Below are 20,152 nucleotides of genomic sequence, written 5' to 3'. Positions count from 1 at the left end.
GGGCGGAGGCGGGAAGGCGGGTGGGCGTTCATGGCGCGAGTTTTGGTGATGGCGCCTTGGCGGTGGGGTGGTGAACGTCGTTCTGTGGACGCCGTCGGGTTGTCCACAGGGACGCGGTTGGCCTCGAATGATGTCGCCGGGACGTGGGAGTGTGGCCGCAGAGAGGACGGCGTCAGAACTGAGGCTTGGAGTCACGCAGGTCGTTCAGTGACGGGGTGAGGGTTGGGTCGGCGCCTGGCTCGCCTGCGGCCCTGAACTTGGTACGGCGGGGGCGCAGCGGAGACGTCCAGATCCAGAGGGTGCTCAGGGCGATCCCTGCGGCGCAGATGAGGATGACAGACCGCAACCCGATCACCTCCGCGAGGAGACCGCCGACGAGACCCCCGAGTGCGAGCACACCCTGCACCGCGAACGTCATGGTGGCGTTGACCCGGCCGCGCAGCTCGGCGGTGGTGTCGCGCAGGGTGATCGCGCCCATGCAGGTGGCGAAGGCCACCACGATGGCCCCCGTGAGCGTGCCGGTCACGGCCAGGACCGACAGTTTCCACCACAGCGGGCCGGTCAGCAGGCCCACCGCGAGGATTTCCGAGGGGAAGAAGAGGGCGGCGGCGAACAGGATGCGGTTCTCGCCGTAACGCTTGGACAGGCGTGCCGTAAGCCAGGCGCCGAGGAGGCCGCCCGCGCCGCTCAACGCGATGAGGACACCGATCAGGCCTTTGGGGATGCCGAGGGTGTTCACCATGTACAACATGTAGACGGCCGTGAACGCCATGGCGAAGAAGTTGATCGTGACGCCCGCCCCGAGCAGCGCGCGCAGTACGGGATGGGTGATGCTGACCTTCAGCCCTTCCATGACGTCGCGCCACATCCCCCGGGAGGCGGCCGGTTCGTTCCGCTCCGGGGTGCGGATCGAGCGCAGCAGCAGGACCGAGGCCAGGAACGACAGCGCCTCAGCCAGTACGGCCAGCGGCGCCGTGAGCATCTGCACCAGGAGCCCGGCCAGACCTGGCCCGCTCACGGAGGCCACCGAGTACGACGCCTGCAGCCCGGCCATCGCCTCGGTGCGCTGCTCGGGCGGTACGACGGCCGCAAGGTGAGGGAAGTTCGCGGCTCTGAAGAACACGCCGGCCGTGCCGATCACGAGCGCCACAAAGATCAGCCAAGGGACGTTCAGCAGGCCGAGCAGCCAGGCCACGGGTACGGTGACCGCCGCCGCGCAGGAGACGAGCTCGCAAACGATCATCAAAGGGCGGTGCCGCGGGAGCCGGTCGGCGATCGCCCCTGACTGCAGCCCGAAGAGCAGGGCGGGTACGAAGGCGGCCGAGGTCAGCAGTCCCATCTGTGCAGGCGATGCGGCCAGCAGGGTCACCGCGGTCAGGGGAATGGCCAGCTTGGACACCTCCGACCCGGTGATCGATATCGTTCGGGCCGTCCAGAGCAGCCGGTAGTCGCGTTGTCTGCGAAGCGGGACGTCCTCGCGACGGGGAGCGGGAGGGGGCGACTCGCCGGAAGGAGGCTCGGGCTCGGTGGCCGGGTCGCTCGTGGCGGGTGACTCGCCGGAGCCGCCCGTGGCAGGGGATCTGTCGGCTGCACTCATGACGAGGGCGGTGTCATGCGTGGCGGGTGGTTCGGTGGCCGGTCGGCCGTCGGTGCGACGACTCCGCCAAGTCTGAAAGCTTCCCTTCATAGATGTGAAGGTAATCCTTCAGAGTTGTGAAGGCAACCTTTCAGACGTTCGGCCAGGCAGGGGTATCGTGAACGCATGACGCGGGAAACTGGCTGGGTCAGCGATCCGAAGGCGATGCGGGCGCTGGCCCACTCGGCGCGGCTGACGATCCTCGCGCACCTGGGAGACCAGGGCAGCGCCACCGCCACCGAGGTGGCCGAGAGCGCGGGCATCACGCCCAGCGCCGCCAGCTATCACCTGCGCATGCTCGCCAAGTACGGCTTCGTCGAGGACGCGCCTCCCCGGGGCGACGGCAGGGAGCGGTTGTGGAAGGTCGTGGACGCCCCGATCGGCGTGGGCATCAATCCCGGCGACCCGCCGGAGGTGCGTGAGGCGAAGAAGTCCCTGATCGCGGCGTTCAACAGCAAAGCCCAGGAAGAGGCGGAGCGGGCTTGGGCCCACCTCGACGGGGACACGGACGAGTGGCGCTTCGCCAGCGGTTTCAGCCGCACCAGGATCAGGGTCGGCGCCGAGGAACTCGCCCAGCTCAACCGGGACATCATGAAGCTGATCGAGCCGTACGTCGCCCGCTTCCGCAGCCAGGACGAAGCCCCGGACGGGGCCAGGATCGCCGAGGCGCAGATCAGCCTGTTCCCGGTCGCGAAGCGCGTGGTCCCCGGCCTGCCGACCGAGGACCACGACGCTCGTCCGCCGTCCGAGGACCACGACGCCGGCCCGCCGGCCGGGGGCCAGGTCGGGGAACAGGCCGGGGATCAGGCCGGGGACCACGACGCGTCCTGACCGCTCAGGCGACACCCGGCGAGGGCGCGACACCGGCGAAGGGCGACATCCGCATGCCTACGGCCGTTCAGGAGGCAAGCAGGTGGTGCCGGCAGGAGGCGGCGCAAGATACGTGAAGTACCGGTTGGCGTGGGCGATGGTGCACAGGTTGCCCGACAGGTGGAGCGCGTGCCCGTCCCCCCTCGTACCGGACCCGTGACCGAGCCGGGCACCCGCCTGGCGACCGTTTCGACGTCCCTGCGGTCCGCCCTGGCGCCCGCGCCGAGGGCCGGCGGCAGCCGATCGGCGGGCATCGGGGCCCCGGACGTTGCCGGTTGGGAAGTCGGGAGCCGCGGCGGAGATCCGCCGCCACCCGTGATGGTGGTGCCAGGTCTACCGCGCCGGCCGTGCGGAGCAGGCAGACTGCTCGGGTGAGCTTGATGCGCCGCATGGCCGCGCCCGTGGCAGGGCTGCTGCTGAACGCCTCTGCCGGCGTGGCGGCGTGGGTGCTGCTCGTGCTGCTGGCCGGGTGCGCGGCGCTGGTCCCGGTCCGCGGGCTCGGCGTGCGCCCGCTGGCCAGGGTGCGCTCCTGGGCGCACAGGCTGGCGGCGTTCCAGCTGGCCAGGGCGGACCGCGCGCTCGGCCACGAACCGGTGGCTCCCGAGGGCGCTCATGCCCGAGAGCCGCGGGAGAACGCCCACGCCCGCGAGACGGCCTGGCTCGCCCTGCAGGCCGTTACCGGCCCCGGCGGCGTGGTGCTCATCGTCGGGGTGCTGTCGGCCGAGGCCGTCATCTGGCACCTGCAGACGGCGCGGCCGAGCATCCAGCTCACGGTCGCCCTGTCGCTGGCGGTCGTCGCCATCGGCGCCGTCGCGGTGGCCGCCGTCCCGCTCCTGCACGGGACCCAGGCGCGGCTGACGGAGCTGCTCCTGCGCCCCGGTGACACGGATCGGGTCAGGCAACTGACCGAGTCGAGGGCGGCGGCGGTGAGCGCGCAGGCGGCCGAGCTGCGCAGGATCGAACGCGACCTGCACGACGGCGCGCAGGCCAGGCTGGTCTCCGTGCGCATGACCCTCGGCCTGGCCAGGCGTGCGAGCGACCCCGCCCAGGTACGCGAGCTGGTGGGGGAGGCGTGGGAGTCGGCCGGGCAGGCCCTGATCGACCTGCGCGACCTGGTCAACGGCATCCACCCTCCCGTGCTGGCGGACCGAGGGCTGGCCGGCGCCGTCGAGGCCGCCGCGCTGCACGTCCCCCTTACGGTGGACGTCGACGTCGATCTGCCCACCCGGCTGGAGGCGCCCGTCGAGTCCGCGGTCTACTTCGCCGCCGCCGAGGCCCTGACGAACGCGGCCAAGCACAGCCGCGCCCAGCGCGCCTGGGTGCGGTTGCGCCACTCGGAGGGCGTACTGCGGCTGGTGGTGGGCGACGACGGGCGGGGTGGCGCCGATCCCCGAGGCGCCGGCATCGACGGCATCAGGCGCCGGTTGTCGGTGTTCGACGGGACGCTCGACGTCCGCAGCCCGGCCGGCGGGCCGACCGAATTCATCGTGGAGATACCGTGCGCGTTGTCATCGCAGAAGATCTCGCCCTCCTGAGGGACGGGCTCGTCCGCCTGCTGTCGGCCTCCGGGTTCGAGGTGGTCGAGGCGGTCGACAACGGGCCGATGCTGCTCGGCGCGCTGACCCGGCACCGGCCGGACGTCGCGGTGATCGACGTACGCCTGCCGCCGACCCTGACCGACGAGGGGCTGCGCGTCGCGCTGGAGGCCCGCAGGCAGCGGCCGGGGCTGCCGGTGCTGATCCTGTCGCAGTACGTCGAGCAGCTCTACGCCCGCGAGCTGCTGTCCGACCAGGCGGGTGCGGTCGGCTACCTGCTGAAGGACCGGATCGGCGACGTGGACCAGTTCGTCGACGCGGTGCGCAGGGTGGCGGCCGGCGGCACCGCGATGGACTCCGAGGTGATCGGCCAGCTGCTCACCCGCAGGAGAAGCGACGAGCCGCTGGGCCGCCTGACGCCCAGGGAGCGCGAAGTGCTCGCGCTCATGGCCGAGGGCCTGTCGAACGCCGCGATCGCCGCTCGCCTGCTCGTCACGGACAAGGCGATCGCCAAGCACATCAACAACATCTTGACCAAGCTCGGCCTGCCGCCGAGCGACGACCACAACCGCCGGGTCATGGCGGTGCTGGCCTATCTGGAGGCGGAACCGGGCTGACCCGTGCCGTTTGACCACATGCGGTCAGCCAGAGGCGGCGTGGGAGGTAGACTTTCCGGTGGCCTGTGACACAGGCCGACTTCGCATGCCCCATCGCGGACCGCGCCATCGGTCCGGGCCAGGCGCCCGGCTGGAGCGGTTTCGGGGCATCAGGGCGGCAGACACGCGCTGCCGCGGCACAACCGAGAACCGCGTCCATCCACTGGACGCCCAGACCTGGAGGACCAGCACATGGCCCCCGTCGTCACCATGCGACAGCTGCTCGAGAGCGGCGTTCACTTCGGTCACCAGACCCGGCGCTGGAACCCGAAGATGAAGCGCTTCATCTTCACCGAGCGCAACGGCATTTACATCATCGACCTGCAGAAGTCGCTGTCCTACATCGACCGCGCCTACGACTTCGTGAAGGAGACCGTCGCCCACGGCGGCACGATCCTGTTCATCGGCACGAAGAAGCAGGCTCAGGAGGCCATCTCCGAGCAGGCGGCCAGGGTCGGCATGCCCTACGTCAACCAGCGCTGGCTGGGCGGCATGCTCACCAACTTCTCGACCGTGCACAAGAGGCTGCAGCGCCTGAAGGAGCTCGAGGAGCTCGACTTCGACAACGTCGCCGCCTCGGGGCTCACCAAGAAGGAGCTCCTCATGCGCCGGCGCGAGAAGGACAAGCTGGAGCGCACGCTCGGCGGCATCCGTGACATGGGCCGCGTGCCCAGCGCGGTGTGGGTCGTCGACACCAAGAAGGAGCACATCGCGATCAGCGAGGCCAAGAAGCTCGGCATCCCTGTGGTCGCGATCCTCGACACCAACTGCGACCCCGACGAGGTCGACTACCCGATCCCGGGCAACGACGACGCCATCCGCGCCGTCGGCCTGCTGACCCGGGTCGTCGCCGACGGTGTCGCCGCCGGTCTCATGGCCCGCTCGGGCGCCGCCCGCGGTGACGAGAAGCCGGCCGCCGCCGAGCCGCTGGCCGAGTGGGAGCGCGAGCTCATCGAGCAGGGCACCGGCGAGCGTCCGGCCGGCGAGACCGACGCCGCCGCCGCTCCCGAGGCCGCCCCCGAGGCTGCTCCCGCCGAGTCGGCTCCGGCCGAGGCCGCCGTGGAGTCGGCTCCGGCCGAGGCCGCCGCCGAGTCCGCTCCGGCCGAGGCTGCTCCGGTGGCCGAGCCCACCGCTGAGGACAAGCCCGAGCAGCAGTCCTGACGGCTGGTCGAAGGACGCGTCCCCGCTAAGGGGACGCGTCCAGGGCCCGCACAGGTGACCCGCACAGGTGATAGGCCGCGGCGAGGCTGGGCAGCATACCGGGCGAGGCAGCAGTAGGGCCGGGCCGGTGCGCCCCCCGAGCGAGGCAGAGCTCCTGTACGGCACGGGCCCGCCGTGCCGACCCCGGGGTGGGCCGCCGATCTCGGCGCCCACCCGATCCACGACGACGAACTTTCACAAGGAATAAGAGCAATGGCTTCCGTGAACATGGCCGACGTCAAGCGGCTTCGCGAGATCACCGCTGCCGGCATGATGGACTGCAAGAAGGCGCTGGAGGAGTCCGACGGCGACTTCGACCGCGCCATCGAGCTGCTGCGCCTCAAGGGCGCCAAGGACGTGGGCAAGCGCGAGGCCCGCACCGCCTCCAACGGCCTCGTCGCGCTCAAGCAGGACGGCGACTCCTCCGCCGCGCTCCTCGAGCTCAACTGCGAGACCGACTTCGTGGCGAAGGGCGAGCGTTTCCAGGAGCTGGCCGGCCAGGTCGTGGAGCACATCCTCGCGACCAGGCCCGCCGACGTGCCGGCGCTGCTCGAGTCCTCCTTCGACGGCAAGACCGTCAAGGAGCACCTCGACACCGCCAACGCCGCGCTCGGCGAGAAGATCGAGATCCGCAGGTTCGCGGTGCTGGAGGGCGGCTACGTAGGCGCCTACATGCACCGCACCGACCCGGCGCTGCCGCCCGCGGTCGGCGTGCTGGTCCAGCTCGACAAGCCCAATGCCGAGGTCGCCCGGGACATCGCGCAGCACGCGGCGGCGATGGCCCCGCAATACCTCAAGGCGGCCTCCGTGCCCGCCGAGGTCGTCGAGAAGGAGCGCAAGCTCTTCGAGGAGATGACCCGCGAGGAAGGCAAGCCCGAGGCCGCGATCGGCAAGATCGTGGAGGGTCGCGTCAACGGCTGGTACAAAGACTTCACCCTTCTCCAGCAGACCTTCGTCAAGGACGGCAAGAAGAGCGTGGGCAAGTACGCCGAGGAGAATGGCGTCGAGGTCCTCGGCTTTGTCCGTTTCAAGGTGGGTCAGGCTTAGGCTTAGGCAAGCCGCCAGCTCAACGAACCGCCGAACGAAGGAGGCCGCCGCCGTGCAGGACCACCGGGAGCCAGCCCACGAATCCACACGGACGGCGGCTTCCTCGTCTCCACACCCGTCAAGCCCACTGCGGTGGAAACGGGTGATGCTGAAGTTGTCAGGCGAGGCGTTCGCCGGCAGCGAGCCGCTGGGCATCGACCCGGTCATCGTCGACCACCTGGCCGACTCGATCACCGAGGCGGTCCAGGAAGGCGTGCAGGTCGCGGTGGTGGTCGGCGGCGGCAACATGTTCCGCGGCGCCGCCCTCTCGCAAGGAGGCATCGACCGGGCCAGGGCCGACTACATGGGCATGCTCGGCACGGTCATCAACTGCCTGGCGCTGCAGGACTTCCTCGAACGGCGGGGCGTGGAGACGCGCGTGCAGACGGCCATCACCATGCAGCAGGTGGCCGAGCCGTTCCTGCCGCGCCGCGCCATCAGACACCTCGAGAAGGGGCGCGTGGTCATCTTCGGCGCCGGGCTCGGGTCGCCCTTCTTCTCCACCGACACCGCGGCGTCCCAGCGGGCCCTCGAGATCGGCGCCGAGGCGCTGCTCAAGGGCACACAAGTGGACGGGATCTACGATTCCGACCCCCGCAAGAATCCGGACGCGGTCAGGTTCGACCACCTTGACTACGGAGAGGTGCTGCTCCGCGACCTCGCGGTCATGGACGCCACCGCGATCAGCCTGTGCAAGGACAACGATCTGCCCATCGTGGTCTTCGACCTCATGGGCGAGGGCAACATCCTGCGCGCCGTCCGCGGTGAGAAAATCGGCACGCTGGTCAGTCCCGCAGGCAAATGAGCGAGCGAGCCCGACACCGCCAGCTAGAAGACAGGGAGCCGCTGTGATCGACGAAACCCTCCTCGAAGCCGAGGACAAAATGGACAAGGCCGTGTCCGTCGCGAAGGAGGACTTCGCGAGCATCCGTACGGGCCGGGTCACCCCCTCGATGTTCAACAAGATCAACGCCGAATATTACGGCACGCCGACGCCCATCCAGCAGTTGGCTTCGTTCCACGTGCCCGAGGCTCGCATGGTGCTCATCCAGCCTTACGACAAGAGCTCCATGCCGGCGATCGAGCGGGCCATTCGCGACTCCGACCTCGGCGTCAACCCGACCGACGACGGTCAGGTGATCCGTGTGTCGTTCCCGGAGCTGTCCGAGGAGCGCCGCAAGGAGTACATCAAGGTCGCCAGGAACAAGGGCGAGCAGGCCAAGGTGTCGGTGCGCAACATCCGCCGGTCCGCCAAGGAGATCCTCGACAAGATGATGAAGGACGGCGACGCCGGCGAGGACGAGGTCAGGCGGGCCGAGAAGGAGCTCGACGACCTCACCCAGAAGCACGTCGCGAAGATCGACGAGCTGCTCAAGGTCAAGGAAGCCGAACTGCTCGAAGTGTGAGCGGCGCGCCCGGCGGTGGGCCGCCTCCGGCGGGCTCCTGCCACCCTGGGCGAAGGCAGCGGGCATGCACTCTGCGGCCCTCGCCCAGGCGGCGGGGGCCGCGGCTATGGAGAACTCTGTGGAAAGAAGTACGGCTGGCACCAGCTCGAGCGGCGGCAGCCGTACCGGCAGGAACCTGCCTGCCGCGATCGCGGTGGGCGTCGTGCTGGGCGCGCTGGTGCTCGGCACCCTCTACACGGTCAAGGAGCTGTTCCTGGTCGTGGTCGTCGGCGCCGTGGGCGTCGGCACGGTGGAGCTGACCAGGGCGTTCGCGACCCGTGACATCAAGGTGCCGGTGGCGCCCGTGCTCGCCGGGCTGGTGGCGATGCAGGTGGCCGCCTACTGGGGCGGTCCGGTCTGGTTACTGGCCGCGTTCGCCGGGTTCGCGCTCGTCCTGCTGATCTGGCGGATGTTCGGCGACGGAACCGACGGCTACGTACGCGACGCGTCCGCGTCGGTCCTCACGCTCTTCTACCCCTGCATGCTGGCCGCGTTCGTGCCGCTGCTGCTCAAGCCGGACGACGGCGACCACCGGGTGCTGATCTTCATCGCGGTGACCATAGCCAGCGACATCGGCGGCTACTTCGCCGGGGTGTTGTTCGGCCGCCACCAGATGACGGTGATCAGTCCGAAGAAGACCTGGGAGGGCTTCGCCGGGTCGATCGTGGCGTGCGTGGCGGTCGGCGGCTGGCTGGTGACGTGGCTGCTCGGCGGCGAGCTGTGGCAGGGCGCGCTGATCGGCGGGCTCGCGGCGGTGCTGGCGACCGCGGGCGACCTGATCGAGTCGATGATCAAGCGGGATCTCGGCATCAAGGACCTGGGCACGATCCTGCCCGGCCACGGCGGCCTGATGGACCGGCTCGACTCGCTGGTGACGGTGCTCGTTCCGGCCTGGCTGCTGATGACGGTGTTTTTCTAGCTCCAGGTTCCGCTAACGGTGCGCTTCCAGCGCCTCCGCTGTGACGGGGGTCAGCCAGAGCCACCGTACGGCCTCGCCCCCGAACGCGAACCCCGACATGTTCGGCATGTGAGGTGGGCTGTTCACCAGCAGCACCCCCGAATACTCCGGCCCGAGCGGGAACGTCGCGGGCTCGTGATACCACTTCGCGGTGTGCCCGTGGCCGAGCCACGTGACCGAGTGCCACGGATACTGCGACAACCACACCAGCAGCAGCGCCGCGTCCTTCGGGTCCTCGCGGGTGGCCACGGCCAGCTCGATCCTGGCGTACGCGCCGGGCTTGTCGATCCACTGCTCCACCGTGGGCATGCGCTGGCAGCTCATCCCGACCGTCGACAACACGGTGAAGTCGCGATCCTGGTGCGGCGGGCGTTCGGTGATGCCGACGGTCGGCAGCCGCTCGCCGCCGGCGTCCCAGTAACGGCCCGCCGGGCCGAGCGCGCGGTTCAGATGGCCCATCACGAACTGCTGGAACGACGGCCAGGCGCCCTCGCCGTGCCGCCAGCGCCAGTAGGACTCGGCGTTGGAGATGCGCGGACGCAGCCCTTCGAGCGCCTCCGACAGCGCCCAGGCGAACGGCGACTCGCCCACCGCGTCGCGCGCGTAGCCGGGCATGCTCCTGTTCATGTCGGCCCAGCCGGGAATGACCGCCAGCAGGTCGTCGTCCTCGTAGAGCGCCACGCCGTCGCCCTCCTCGAACCACAGCGTGCTGAGCTGCCCGAGCGGCCGGCGGCCCTGGGGGTGCAGCGTGCCGGCCCTCGGCATCAGGGGCGGCAGGCCGGCGTTGACCCTGGCCAGGTCGACCACGGGTGGGGCGGGGCGGTGGTTGGCCAGCCACACGGCGCCGTGCACCGTGCCGTCGGGCGAGCACAGGTAAGCTACCGAGGAGTCCTCATCACGCTCGACCACGAGCGTCCGGCTGCCGTACGGGTTGCCCACGGCGAGGACGACCTCGGTGCCACCCTCGCCAGATGCCGACCGGAAAATCGCCATACGAGATGACTGTAGATCGGGCGGCAACCGCGACGCGAGCCCAACCGGCACCAGGAATGCCACCTCCGATCCGAACGTTCACTACCCAGGCCGACAACCCCTCAAGCAAAGGCGTCACCGTGTCCCAGCCTCCAGGCCAGCTCACCTTCGTCGCGCCCCGGCGAGCCAAGCCCGCACGGCACCTGGCCGACCTGTCGATGGCCGATCGGAGGGCCGCGGTCACCGAGCTGGGCGAGAAGGCGTTCCGTGCCGACCAGCTCTCGCGCCACTACTTCGAGCGCCTTATCACCGACGTCGGCTCGATGACCGACCTGCCCGCCGCGTCCCGCGAGAGGTTGTCCGCGCTGCTGCCCGAGCTGCTCACGCCGGTCAGGGAGATGACCACCGACGGCGGCACGACCCGTAAGACGTTGTGGCGGCTGTTCGACGGCGCGCTCGTCGAGTCGGTGCTGATGCGCTATCCCGACCGGGTGACGATGTGCGTGTCGTCTCAGGCCGGTTGCGGGATGAACTGCCCCTTCTGCGCCACCGGCCAGGCGGGCCTGACCCGCAACATGTCCACCGCCGAGATCGTCGAGCAGGTGGTCTCAGGGGCTCGCGCGCTGGCCGCCGGCGAGGTGCCGGGCGGCCCCGGCCGGGTGAGCAACGTCGTGTTCATGGGCATGGGCGAGCCGCTGGCCAACTACAAGCAGGTGATCGGCGCGGTGCGGCGGCTGGTGGAGCCGGCGCCGCACGGGCTCGGCATCTCCGCTCGCGGCGTCACCGTCTCCACGGTGGGGCTGGTGCCCGCCATCGGCAAGCTCGCCGACGAGGGGCTGCCGGTCACGCTGGCGCTGTCGCTGCACGCGCCCGACGACGAGCTGCGCGACACGCTGGTGCCGATCAACACGCGGTGGAAGGTGGCGGAGGTCCTCGACGCCGCGTGGGCGTACGCGGCCAGGACCAAGCGGCGGGTCTCCATCGAATACGCCCTGATCAAGGACATCAACGACCACGAGTGGCGGGCCGACCTGCTCGGCAAGCTGGTGAAGAACAAACTGGTGCACGTCAACCTCATCCCGCTCAACCCCACGCCGGGCTCCAAGTGGACGGCGTCACGGCCTGAGGACGAGCGGGCGTTCGTACGACGGCTGCAGTTCCACGGCGTGCCCGTGACGGTCCGCGACACCCGCGGGCGCGAGATCGACGGCGCGTGCGGGCAACTGGCCGCCGCCGAGTGAGCGAAGCCGTCCGATGCCGCCGGGGCGGCGCTAGCTCGTCCTGAGGCGGCGCAGGACATAACCGGCCAGGCCGATCAGGCACCAGAGCAGGGAGAGGGCGGCCAGCCCGGGAAAACGGCCGAGCAGGTCGCCGGCGTTCGCGGCCCGCATCCAGGGGACCAGCGGCACGGTCAGCCAGTAGAGGGGTGAGGTGCTGAGCAGCAGCGTCGCCAGGAAGCCGAGCAGCAGGGCCATGATGGAGGCGGCGGGGGAGCGTACGATCGCGCGGCTGGTGAGGGCGCCCAGCACGGTTCCCGCCAGCGCGGTCAGGACATACAGGGCGATCACGGCGAGCAGCACGCCGGGTGGCGGGGTGGCGCTCACGCCGAGCAGCAGGGCCCAGCCCAGGGCGATCGCGGCGACCCCGGCACACGCCGTGAACGCCGCGACCAGTCCCGCGGCCACCTCCCTGCCCCGGCCGCCCGCCTGGATCGCCGACATCTCGCGCTGCCGGTCCGGCTCGGTGTCGAGCAGGCTTCGCGCGGCCCAGGCCAGCACCGGGACGATCAGCACGGCGCCGTCCGTGAGCACGGAGGCCTCCTCGCCCTTCGGGGCGCGGCTGCCGTAGAGGATCGCGAGCAGGGCCAGGGCGAGTAGGAGCGCCTGGTAGACGCGGTGGGATTGGACGTAGGCGGCCATACGGAAGCCGGCCAGGGGGATCAACTGGTCTCCTCGATCTCGCGGGCCCGGTAGCCTTCGCCGCGCATCCTGGTCAGGAATCGCTGGACGTCGGCGGCGGGCAGCGTCACGGCCACGGTCGCGTGGCGGCGCTCGGACGGCCCGCCCGCAACGTTCTCCAAGGAGCGCCGCACGGCCACGGCGGGAGGCCCGCCCGCGGTCGCGGCGTGATCGTGCGCGGCGTGAGTGTCCCGGGTGTGCTCCTTCAGGTGGCCGCTGATCAGCGTCCAGTGGCGGACGCCGGGAAGGGAGCGCAGGCCGCCCTGGTGGTCGCCGGCGATGACGATGCCGCCCCTGGCCGCCACCTCGGTCGCGATCGCGGGCAGCGCCTCGCGCGTGTCGGCGTCGAGCCCGGCGAACGGCTCGTCGAGGACCAGGAGCCCCGGCTCGGCCATCAGCGCCTGCACCAGCCCCACCTTGTGCGCGCTGCCCTTCGACAGCTCACCCAGCGGGAGGCCGAGCAGGTGGCCCATGTCGAGGCGCTCCGCCCACGGCTCCCAGCGGGTGCCGCCGCGCACCCGGGACATGTGCCGCAGATAGTGCGTCACCGTGAACGGCTGCGCGGTGGGAAACCGGTCGGGGGCGAAGCCGACGACCGACGGGCGGCCGGTGATCGTGCCCGCGGTCGGCCGGGCGAGGCCCGCGAGGAGGCGGAGCAGGGTCGACTTGCCGGCTCCGTTGACCCCGGTGAGCTCGATCACGTCGCCGGGTGCTAGCTCGGCGTCGGCGTCTTCGATGACCAGAGGATCGCGCCGCCGGTAGCGGAAGGACACATGGGAGAGACGCATGGTGCTGTAACGGTACAAGCGGCGCCGCATCGTCGTGATAAGGAACCGCATCAGCGAGCACGGTGGGAATGTCAAAATAGGGAGGTCGGCGTACATCTCAAGAGGAGTGAAGCTTGAACCGCTTTCCGCGGGTCATGGGCATGCGTTCAGGCTATGACCCCGCCGAGGTCGACGCGCTGATCGAGCGGATCGAGTCGACTCTCGGCAGGGGCTCGCACACCATGCAGCCCGTCACCGCCGACGAGGTGCGCGGCGCGACGTTCCGCGCCAGACGCGGCGGCTACCAGGAGACCGCCGTCGACTTCGCGCTCGAGGCGTTCGTGGTGGCGCTCGAGACACAGGCCAAGCGCCCCATACGCCTGGCCCTGGCCGAGCCCACCGGCGAGATGTTGCGGGAGGAGTGGTTCGAGACCCAGGCCGCCCGCGTCGAGCGGGTGGCCTTCCGCACCGGGCGCATGGGCACCGGCTACAACGAGGACGAGGTCGACGCCTTCCTCGACCGGATCGTGGCCACGCTGCGGGGCACGACCGACTACCCGCTCACGGCGAAGGAGGTGCGGGAGGCCGCGTTCTCCACTGTGCTGTTGCGGTCCGGCTACCTGATCGCGGACGTCGACGCCTTCCTGGCCGACATCGCCGAGGTCCTCGACCAGCGTCATTAGGCGATCTCCAGCGGGCCATAATGAGGATCATGTCGATATCGGTACGTCCCATCGGACCTGACGACACCCCGACGGTGACCCGCGTGCTCAGCGAGAGCTGGGGCGGCACCACCGTGATCGCGCTGAACCGCGGCGAGCTGGTGAACGCGGCCGAGCTGCCCGGCTTCGTCGCGGAGAGCGGCGGCGAGGTGGTCGGCGTGCTCACCTACCTCGACCAGGACGGGTCCGTCGAGATCGTCACGGTCGACGCGGTGCTGCCCGGACAGGGCGCCGGACGTGCCCTGCTCGACGCCGTACGCGCCCTCGCGTCCGAACGCGGGATGACCCGGCTCACGCTCACCACCACGAACGACAACACCCATGCCCTGCGCTTCTACCAGCGGTACGGCTTCGACCTCGTCGCCCTGCACCGCGACGCGGCGGACGAGGCGCGCAAGCTCAAGCCCGCCATCCCGGCCGAGTCCGACGGCATTCCGATCAGGCACTACCTGGAGCTGGAGCTGGCTCTGTGAATCCTCGGTCGTGGCACGTCAGCCCGTGGCGGGCGCGGCCGGGGGCGGTGCGGGAGGCGGCGTCCCGGGAGCCGGCCGTCCGTCGCGCCTTCTCCCGTTCTGCAGCAGCGCCACGATCACCGAGGTCACCGGAGCGGCCAGGAACGCGCCGGTGATGCCGGCGATCACGCTGCCCACCGTGATGGCGACCAGGATGACCGCGCCGGGCAGGTCGAGGGCCTTGCCGTAGATCTGCGGCGCGAGCACGTGCCCCTCCAACTGCTGCACGGCCACGGTCACCGCGACCACGATCAGCGCCACCAGCCAGCCCTTGGCCACGAGCGCCACCACCGCGGCCAGCAATCCCGCCGCGAACGCCCCCACCACCGGCAGGAACGCTCCCACGAACGTCAGCACCGCCAGCGGCAGGGCGAGCGGTACGCCGAGGATCCACAACGCGAGCCCGATGAAGAACCCGTCGACCGCGCCCACGATCGCCACCCCGCGGATGTAGCGGCCGACCACGGAGAAGATCAGCTCGCCGGTCCCGGTCAGGCGGGCCCTGGCCGGAGCCGGGGCGAGGTCCACGAGCCAGCGGAAGAGCCGGTCGCCGCCGTGCACGAAATAGACCGACAGGATGACGGCCAGCACGGCTCCGACAACGATCTCGCCGACCGTCCGCACCCCTGCCAGTGCCCCTGTGGTGATCTGCCTGCCCTGCCCCGACAGGTAGTCCCTGGCCTGGCCGAGGAGCTGCCGGTCGTCGAGCCCGACGGCGGCGACCAGGCGGTGCAGGTCACGCAGCACCTGGTCGACGCTGGAGCGCAGCTCCGTCACGCTGGCGACGGTGGGCGGCACCAGCAGCGCGATCAGCGCGCCCGCCAGGACCAGCCCCCCGACGAACGTTACGGCGGTGGCCCCCGCCCTGTTGAGCCCGCGTGACCTGAGCCAGCGGGCCGGGGGCAGCAGCAGCGCCGTCAGGAACACGCCGATGACGATCGAGATGGCCACCGTACGCACGTGGTGCAGGCAGAACAAGGCCACCGCGATGACCGCGAACCATCCCAGCAACCGCCACGGCCCCATGACCAACCCCCCGATCGCGCCTGGTCAGAGACGTTCCCTCAGAAGATCGCGGGCAACCACCCAGGTCAGGCGGGCGGGGCGAGGTGGGGGCGCTGGGAGCGTTTGTTGGACTCGTACTCCTCCCGCGCGGCGTAGGTGGCGCTCGTCGTCCCGACCTGCGCGACGGGCACGTCCCACCAGGCCTCCGACGAGGGCGCGTCGTCGGCCAGCCGGTCGGTGCGTACGTGGATCACCGTGGTCTCCGTCGCCGACCGGGCCGCGTCGAGCGCCTTGCGCAGGTCGGCCACCGACTCGGGGCGCAGCACCGAGGCGCCGAGGCTGGCCGCGTTGGCGGCCAGGTCGACCGGGAGCGGGCTGCCGTCGCGGGCGGTGTAGGAGGTGCCGAGCCGTTCGGCGCCGACACTCTCCGACAGGCGGCCGATGGAGGCGAAACCGGAGTTGTCGACCAGGACGACGATCAGCTTGATGCCCTCGGAGACGGCGGTGACCAGCTCCTGCGCCATCATCAGGTAGGAGCCGTCGCCCACGAGCACGAACACCTCGCGCTCGGGCGCCGCCATCTTGACGCCGAGACCGCCCGCGATCTCGTAGCCCATGCAGGAGTAGCCGTACTCGACGTGGTAGCTGCCGGGGCCGCTGGGCCGCCAGAGTTTGTGCAGGTCGCCGGGCATCGACCCGGCCGCGCACACCACCACGCCGTCGTCGCCGGCCGCCGCGTTGACCGCGCCGATCACCGCCGACTGCGGCAGCGGCGAGCCCTCCAGGCCGTACGCCGCGTCGACGGTCGCGTCCCACGCCCGGGTGAGCTCGGCGGCCTGAGCGCGATAGGCGGGCGGCGTGCTCCAGCCCGCGCACGCCTGACCGAGCTCGGCCAGCGCCTCGCGGGCGTCGGCGACCAGTTGCAGGCCGGACAGCTTGGCGGCGTCGAAGCCGGTGATGTTGACGTTCACGAACCGCGCGCCGGGGGCGAAGATCGTGCGCGAGGCGGTGGTGAAGTCGCTGTAGCGGGTGCCCACGCCGATGATCACGTCGGCCTCGCGGGCCAGCGCGTTGGCGGCGGTGGTGCCCGTGGCGCCGATGGCGCCCATTGCGAGGGGATGGCCGTGGGGCAGCGCGCCCTTGCCCGCCTGGGTCTCGGCCACCGGGATGCCGTGCGCCTCGGCGAAGGCACGGATTTCGTCCGTGGCCTCGCTGTAGATCGCTCCTCCGCCCGCGACGATCAGCGGGCGCTCGGCCGAGGTGATCAGCTCGGCGGCCCGGGCCAGGGCGGCGCGCTCGGGGCGGGTTCTGGGGATGTGCCACACGCGGCGGGCGAACAGCTCGTCCGGCCAGTCGAACGCCTCCGCCTGCACGTCCTGCGGCAGCGCCAGCGTCACCGCGCCGGTCTCGGCGGGGTCGGTGAGCACCCGCATGGCGGCCAGCAGCGCGGACGGGAGCTGCTCGGGGCGGTTGATCCGGTCCCAGAAGCGGGAGACCGGCTTGAAGCAGTCGTTGACCGAGATGTCGTAGGAGCGGGTGTCCTCCAACTCCTGCAACACCGGGCTGGCCACGCGTGTGGAGAAGATGTCGCCGGGCAGCAGCAGCACGGGCAGCCGGTTGATCGTCGCCCCTGCCGCGCCGGTGACCATGTTGGTCGCTCCGGGGCCGATCGAGGTGGTGCAGGCCAGGGTCACCAGCCGGTTGGCGGCGCGGGCGTAGGCGGCGGCGGTGTGCACCATCGCCTGCTCGTTGCGGGTCAGGTGGTAGGGCAGGTCGGTGGAGGTGGCCAGCGCCTGGCCGAGGCCGGCGACGTTGCCGTGGCCGAAGATGCCGGCGCAGCCGCCGAAGAAGCGCCGCTCCACGCCGTCGCGCTCGCTGCGCTGCTGGGCCAGGAACCGCACCACGGCCTGCGCGACGGTCAGGCGGGTCGTCATGAGACCTCCTCCATCAGCCGGCGGGCCGGCCTCGGGGACATGTCGGCGAGCTCGCTCATGATCTCCTCCCGAACGGGAGTCTCGGGTCGATGGGCTGGGACTCCCACGACGAGCGGATCCAGGCGTGGCCGGGGTCGTCGCAGAACGCCATCGAACGTTGCTCCGCCGGGCCCGCCAGGACGTTCAGATAGTAGAGGTCGTAGCCGGGCGCGGCCATGGACGGCCCGTGGTAGCCGTACGGCACCAGGACGACGTCGCCGGAGGAGACCTCGGCCAGGGTGTCGATGCGGCCGCGTTCTGAGGAGTAGACGCGCTGGTAGCCGAGGCCCCGGCCGGCGACCTCGAAGTAGTAGATCTCCTCCAGCACGGCCTCGCCCGGGTTGGGGGTGTCGTGCTTGTGCGGCGGGTAGGACGACCAGTTGCCGCCGGGGGTGAGCACCTCGACCGCCATGAGCCTGTCGCAGTCGAAGGCGTCGGGGGAGCAGAAGTTGTTCACCTGGCGGCTGGCCTGGCCCGCGCCCCTGATCTCGACGGCGACGTCGGCGGCGGGCACGTGGCGGGGCTCCATCGCGCGGGTGGCGCGGGCCGAGGGCAGCGCGATGCGCCCGTCGCCCCTGAGCGTCACGTGGGTGCCGATCGGGAGGTAGACGAAGTCGGACGGGCCGTCGAACACCGAGGAGCGCCCGGCCAGCTCGTACGTCACCGCCTCCGGCCCGCGCGTGCCGGGAGGCGGGGAGGCGGATGGGGTGAGGGCGGCCGTGCACGAGCCGGACAGGGGGAGCACGAGCATCTCCTCCTCGCCGGTGTCGAAGGAGACCGTGGCGTCGGCCAGGTTCGCCACGCGCAGGCCCGAATAGGTCCATCCGGCCAGTGACGGGGTGATCTCCACGGCCCAGGGGCCGTTGGCGGACTTGCCGTACGGAAGGTATGTCATGCGCGAACCTCTCGAACCAGGGCGGCGGCGCCGTCCACGGCGGTTGCCACGTCGTCGTCCGGAGGGTAGAGCAGAGCGCGCCCGACGACGAGCCCCCGCACACCCGGCAGGCCGAGCGCGCGGTCCCAGTCGGCGTAGGCGGCGTCGATGTCCGGGGGGTCGCCGCCGAGCAGCAAGGCGGGCAGCGTGGTGGCCGCCATCACCCGCTCCATCTCCGCCACGGCCGGGATCTTGAGCCACGTGTAGGCCGAGGTCACGCCGAGCGCCTGGGCGACGCTGATCGCGCGGATCACCGCGTCGGGCGACAGGTCGTTGCGGACGGAGCCCGTCTCCGAGCGCAGCGACCAGAACGGCTCCACCATGGCGACCAGGCGCCTGCGGGCCAGGTCGGTGACGGCGCGGGCGCAGGACTCCAGCGTCGTCACGGTCGCGTGGTCGCCGGGGTCGATGCGGCAGAGCATCTTGCCGCCGTCGAGGCGCATGGTGTCGATGGCCGCCGCGTCGAAGCCGGTGAAACGGTCGTCCAGCTCGAACACCGAGCCCTGCAGGCCGCCCCTGTTCATGGAGCCGAAGGCCAGCTTGCCCTCCAGCGCCCCCAGCAGGAGCAGGTCCTCCAGCACGTCGGGGGCGGCCAGGATGCCGTCCACTCCTGGCCTGGCGAGTGCCGTCTGGAGCCGGCCGAGCAGGTCCGCGCGGCTGGCCATGGCCAGCGGGCGGTCGCGTACGGCCAGCGATCCCCTGGCGGGGTGGTCGGCGGCGATGACGAGCAGCCGCTCCCCCTCGCCGGGCATGCCGCGTCGCTGCCGCCGGGCCGCCGCCTCGGCGATCTCCTCGGGCTTGGTGGCGCGGATGTGGGTGAGCCGCGCGTATCCGGCGGCCCTGGGCAGCGTGATGTCGCTCAAGAGCGATCCCCGTTCTCGGTGCCGTTCAGCAGGTCCTCCACGTCGGCCGTCGCCGGCATGGCGTCGGCGCAGGCCAGGCGGGCGGCGACGAAGGCGCCTGCGGCGTTGGCGAAGCGGATCGTGCGCTCCAGCGGCCAACCGCGCAGCAGCCCCAGGCACACGCCGCCGCCGAACGCGTCGCCGGCTCCGATGCCGTTGACCACCTTGACCTCCACGGGCTCCACCAGGGTGCTCTCCTCGGCGGTGCGGGCGAAGACCCCTTCAGGGCCCATCTTCACGATGGCGACCTTCACTCCGGCGTCCAGCAGCGCCTGCGCCGCGGCCTCCGGATCGCGTACGCCGACCGCGGTCTCCACCTCGTCGAGGTTGCCGACCGCGACGTTGGCGTGCGGCAGCGCCCGGCTCGCCGCCTTGTGGGCGGCCTCCCGTGACTCCCACAGGCTGGGCCGGTAGTCGAGGTCGAACACCGTCCATCCCGCGGTGCGCGCCGACAGGGCGGCGGCGTGGGCGGCGGCGCTCGGCTCCTTGCTCAGGCCGGTCAGCGAGAACCAGAACAGGCTCGTGGCCGCGATGGCGTCGAGGTCGAGGAGGTCGGGGGTGATGCGCAGGTCGGGTGGATGCTCGCCGCGGTAGAAGTAGATGGGGAAGTGGTCGGGAGGGAAGATCTCGCAGAACGTGACGGGCGTGGGCGGGCCCTCGATGGTGCTCACGTAGGCGTCGTCGACGCCGAAGCCGCGGATCGCCCGCCGGACGAAGTCCCCGAAGGGGTCGGCTCCCACGGCGGTGATCACGGCGGGGCGCAGCCCGTGGCGCGCGGCGGCGACGGCGACGTTCGTGGGGCTGCCGCCGAGGAACTTGCCGAAGGTCTCGACGTCGGCCAGGCCGACGCCGGTCTGCAGCGGGTAGACGTCGACGCCGCATCGGCCGATCGTGATCAGGTCGTGCACGGCGGGCCCGGGCGGGCGGCCTGCCGCGGGGAGCGGGGTCTGCACCTGACGCACCTCCAGAGTTCAGCTTCTCGACACTATGGCATATTGTCATGACATTCGGATGTCCGCTA

20 protein-coding genes are annotated in these 20,152 nt (G+C 71.1%); 11 read left to right on the top strand and 9 right to left on the bottom strand.

The window, feature by feature from the left end:
• Positions 1–172 precede the first annotated feature (172 nt).
• Positions 173–1,597, bottom strand: coding sequence for an MFS transporter (locus GUY59_RS24665; protein WP_138202020.1), 1,425 nt, complete (start codon positions 1,595–1,597; stop codon positions 173–175).
• Positions 1,598–1,762: 165 nt separating this feature from the next.
• On the opposite strand from GUY59_RS24665, the gene GUY59_RS24660 reads away from it, so the two are divergent.
• From GUY59_RS24660 to GUY59_RS24625, 8 genes are all read left to right on the top strand, one after another.
• Entirely contained in the window at positions 1,763–2,467 is a 705-nt protein-coding gene (locus tag GUY59_RS24660; RefSeq protein ID WP_138202021.1) for an ArsR/SmtB family transcription factor, read from the top strand.
• A 419-nt stretch (positions 2,468–2,886) separates the two neighbouring features.
• Entirely contained in the window at positions 2,887–4,041 is a 1,155-nt protein-coding gene (locus tag GUY59_RS24655; protein WP_138202043.1) for a sensor histidine kinase, read from the top strand.
• Positions 4,005–4,658 (top strand): response regulator, encoded by a 654-nt coding sequence (locus GUY59_RS24650; protein WP_132335400.1) that lies wholly within the window; start codon positions 4,005–4,007, stop codon positions 4,656–4,658. The genes GUY59_RS24655 and GUY59_RS24650 overlap by 37 nt, the downstream gene beginning before the upstream one ends.
• Positions 4,659–4,889: 231 nt before the next feature.
• Complete coding sequence (rpsB, locus tag GUY59_RS24645; protein ID WP_138202022.1) at positions 4,890–5,858, top strand: 30S ribosomal protein S2; 969 nt, start codon at positions 4,890–4,892, stop codon at positions 5,856–5,858.
• Between the two features lie 252 nt (positions 5,859–6,110).
• Positions 6,111–6,944 (top strand): translation elongation factor Ts, encoded by an 834-nt coding sequence (gene tsf, locus GUY59_RS24640; protein ID WP_132335403.1) that lies wholly within the window; start codon positions 6,111–6,113, stop codon positions 6,942–6,944.
• Between the two features lie 145 nt (positions 6,945–7,089).
• The gene (gene pyrH / locus GUY59_RS24635; RefSeq protein ID WP_212746218.1) at positions 7,090–7,788 is read left to right on the top strand and encodes a UMP kinase; all 699 of its coding nucleotides are present in this window, start codon (positions 7,090–7,092) and stop codon (positions 7,786–7,788) included.
• 43 nt (positions 7,789–7,831) lie between these two features.
• Positions 7,832–8,389 carry a ribosome recycling factor gene (gene frr, locus GUY59_RS24630; protein WP_132335407.1) on the top strand — a complete coding sequence of 186 codons (558 nt, stop codon included), beginning with the start codon at positions 7,832–7,834 and terminating at the stop codon, positions 8,387–8,389.
• A gap of 118 nt (positions 8,390–8,507) precedes the next feature.
• Positions 8,508–9,347 (top strand): phosphatidate cytidylyltransferase, encoded by an 840-nt coding sequence (locus GUY59_RS24625; protein WP_252375013.1) that lies wholly within the window; start codon positions 8,508–8,510, stop codon positions 9,345–9,347.
• A gap of 12 nt (positions 9,348–9,359) precedes the next feature.
• On the opposite strand, the gene GUY59_RS24620 is transcribed toward GUY59_RS24625, so the two are convergent.
• Positions 9,360–10,379: a suppressor of fused domain protein gene (locus tag GUY59_RS24620; protein ID WP_138202024.1), complete on the bottom strand. Its 1,020-nt coding sequence runs from the start codon at positions 10,377–10,379 to the stop codon at positions 9,360–9,362.
• Between the two features lie 119 nt (positions 10,380–10,498).
• Between GUY59_RS24620 and rlmN the strand changes: the two genes are divergently transcribed.
• The gene (gene rlmN / locus GUY59_RS24615) at positions 10,499–11,599 is read left to right on the top strand and encodes a 23S rRNA (adenine(2503)-C(2))-methyltransferase RlmN (protein WP_138202025.1); all 1,101 of its coding nucleotides are present in this window, start codon (positions 10,499–10,501) and stop codon (positions 11,597–11,599) included.
• A 30-nt stretch (positions 11,600–11,629) separates the two neighbouring features.
• Here the strand turns inward: rlmN and GUY59_RS24610 are convergent, their stop codons facing one another.
• The gene (locus tag GUY59_RS24610; RefSeq protein WP_138202026.1) at positions 11,630–12,301 is read right to left on the bottom strand and encodes a hypothetical protein; all 672 of its coding nucleotides are present in this window, start codon (positions 12,299–12,301) and stop codon (positions 11,630–11,632) included.
• Positions 12,298–13,104: an ABC transporter ATP-binding protein gene (locus GUY59_RS24605; RefSeq protein WP_138202027.1), complete on the bottom strand. Its 807-nt coding sequence runs from the start codon at positions 13,102–13,104 to the stop codon at positions 12,298–12,300. The genes GUY59_RS24610 and GUY59_RS24605 overlap by 4 nt, the downstream gene beginning before the upstream one ends.
• 113 nt (positions 13,105–13,217) lie before the next feature.
• Here GUY59_RS24605 and GUY59_RS24600 point away from each other — a divergent pair, with 113 nt between their 5' ends.
• The gene (locus tag GUY59_RS24600) at positions 13,218–13,766 is read left to right on the top strand and encodes a DivIVA domain-containing protein (protein ID WP_132335417.1); all 549 of its coding nucleotides are present in this window, start codon (positions 13,218–13,220) and stop codon (positions 13,764–13,766) included.
• A gap of 29 nt (positions 13,767–13,795) precedes the next feature.
• Complete coding sequence (locus tag GUY59_RS24595) at positions 13,796–14,278, top strand: GNAT family N-acetyltransferase (RefSeq protein ID WP_138202028.1); 483 nt, start codon at positions 13,796–13,798, stop codon at positions 14,276–14,278.
• An 18-nt stretch (positions 14,279–14,296) separates the two neighbouring features.
• Here GUY59_RS24595 and GUY59_RS24590 read toward each other — a convergent pair whose 3' ends face one another.
• From GUY59_RS24590 to iolC, 5 genes are all read right to left on the bottom strand, one after another.
• Complete coding sequence (locus GUY59_RS24590) at positions 14,297–15,343, bottom strand: AI-2E family transporter (protein ID WP_236667457.1); 1,047 nt, start codon at positions 15,341–15,343, stop codon at positions 14,297–14,299.
• Positions 15,344–15,408: 65 nt separating this feature from the next.
• Positions 15,409–17,256 carry a 3D-(3,5/4)-trihydroxycyclohexane-1,2-dione acylhydrolase (decyclizing) gene (gene iolD, locus GUY59_RS24585; protein ID WP_138202029.1) on the bottom strand — a complete coding sequence of 616 codons (1,848 nt, stop codon included), beginning with the start codon at positions 17,254–17,256 and terminating at the stop codon, positions 15,409–15,411.
• A gap of 55 nt (positions 17,257–17,311) precedes the next feature.
• Positions 17,312–18,190, bottom strand: a complete 879-nt coding sequence (gene iolB / locus GUY59_RS24580; protein WP_138202030.1) for a 5-deoxy-glucuronate isomerase — start codon at positions 18,188–18,190, stop codon at positions 17,312–17,314.
• Entirely contained in the window at positions 18,187–19,092 is a 906-nt protein-coding gene (locus tag GUY59_RS24575) for a Cgl0159 family (beta/alpha)8-fold protein (RefSeq protein ID WP_236667456.1), read from the bottom strand. Before GUY59_RS24575 ends, iolB begins: the two co-directional genes overlap by 4 nt.
• Entirely contained in the window at positions 19,089–20,084 is a 996-nt protein-coding gene (iolC, locus tag GUY59_RS24570; protein WP_252375014.1) for a 5-dehydro-2-deoxygluconokinase, read from the bottom strand. The genes GUY59_RS24575 and iolC overlap by 4 nt, the downstream gene beginning before the upstream one ends.
• Positions 20,085–20,152 lie beyond the last annotated feature (68 nt).

It is taken from the genome of Nonomuraea sp. K271 (genome assembly GCF_009908215.1).
Classification (GTDB): Bacteria; Actinomycetota; Actinomycetes; order Streptosporangiales; family Streptosporangiaceae; genus Nonomuraea; species Nonomuraea longispora.
The sequence above is the reverse complement of the archived record's forward strand: the minus strand, read 5'-3'. Positions and strand labels throughout refer to the sequence as shown.

What these genes read in the sequence shown, in the direction of transcription:
- GUY59_RS24590 (WP_236667457.1), bottom strand. Translation starts at nt 15,343, where the DNA reads ATGGGGCCGTGGCGGTTGCTGGGATGGTTCGCGGTCATCGCGGTGGCC.
- GUY59_RS24595 (WP_138202028.1), top strand. Translation starts at nt 13,796, where the DNA reads ATGTCGATATCGGTACGTCCCATCGGACCTGACGACACCCCGACGGTG.
- GUY59_RS24660 (WP_138202021.1), top strand. Translation starts at nt 1,763, where the DNA reads ATGACGCGGGAAACTGGCTGGGTCAGCGATCCGAAGGCGATGCGGGCG.
- GUY59_RS24605 (WP_138202027.1), bottom strand. Translation starts at nt 13,104, where the DNA reads ATGCGTCTCTCCCATGTGTCCTTCCGCTACCGGCGGCGCGATCCTCTG.
- GUY59_RS24665 (WP_138202020.1), bottom strand. Translation starts at nt 1,597, where the DNA reads ATGAGTGCAGCCGACAGATCCCCTGCCACGGGCGGCTCCGGCGAGTCA.
- GUY59_RS24655 (WP_138202043.1), top strand. Translation starts at nt 2,887, where the DNA reads ATGCGCCGCATGGCCGCGCCCGTGGCAGGGCTGCTGCTGAACGCCTCT.
- pyrH (WP_212746218.1), top strand. Translation starts at nt 7,090, where the DNA reads ATGCTGAAGTTGTCAGGCGAGGCGTTCGCCGGCAGCGAGCCGCTGGGC.
- iolB (WP_138202030.1), bottom strand. Translation starts at nt 18,190, where the DNA reads ATGACATACCTTCCGTACGGCAAGTCCGCCAACGGCCCCTGGGCCGTG.
- tsf (WP_132335403.1), top strand. Translation starts at nt 6,111, where the DNA reads ATGGCTTCCGTGAACATGGCCGACGTCAAGCGGCTTCGCGAGATCACC.
- iolD (WP_138202029.1), bottom strand. Translation starts at nt 17,256, where the DNA reads ATGACGACCCGCCTGACCGTCGCGCAGGCCGTGGTGCGGTTCCTGGCC.
- rpsB (WP_138202022.1), top strand. Translation starts at nt 4,890, where the DNA reads ATGGCCCCCGTCGTCACCATGCGACAGCTGCTCGAGAGCGGCGTTCAC.
- GUY59_RS24620 (WP_138202024.1), bottom strand. Translation starts at nt 10,379, where the DNA reads ATGGCGATTTTCCGGTCGGCATCTGGCGAGGGTGGCACCGAGGTCGTC.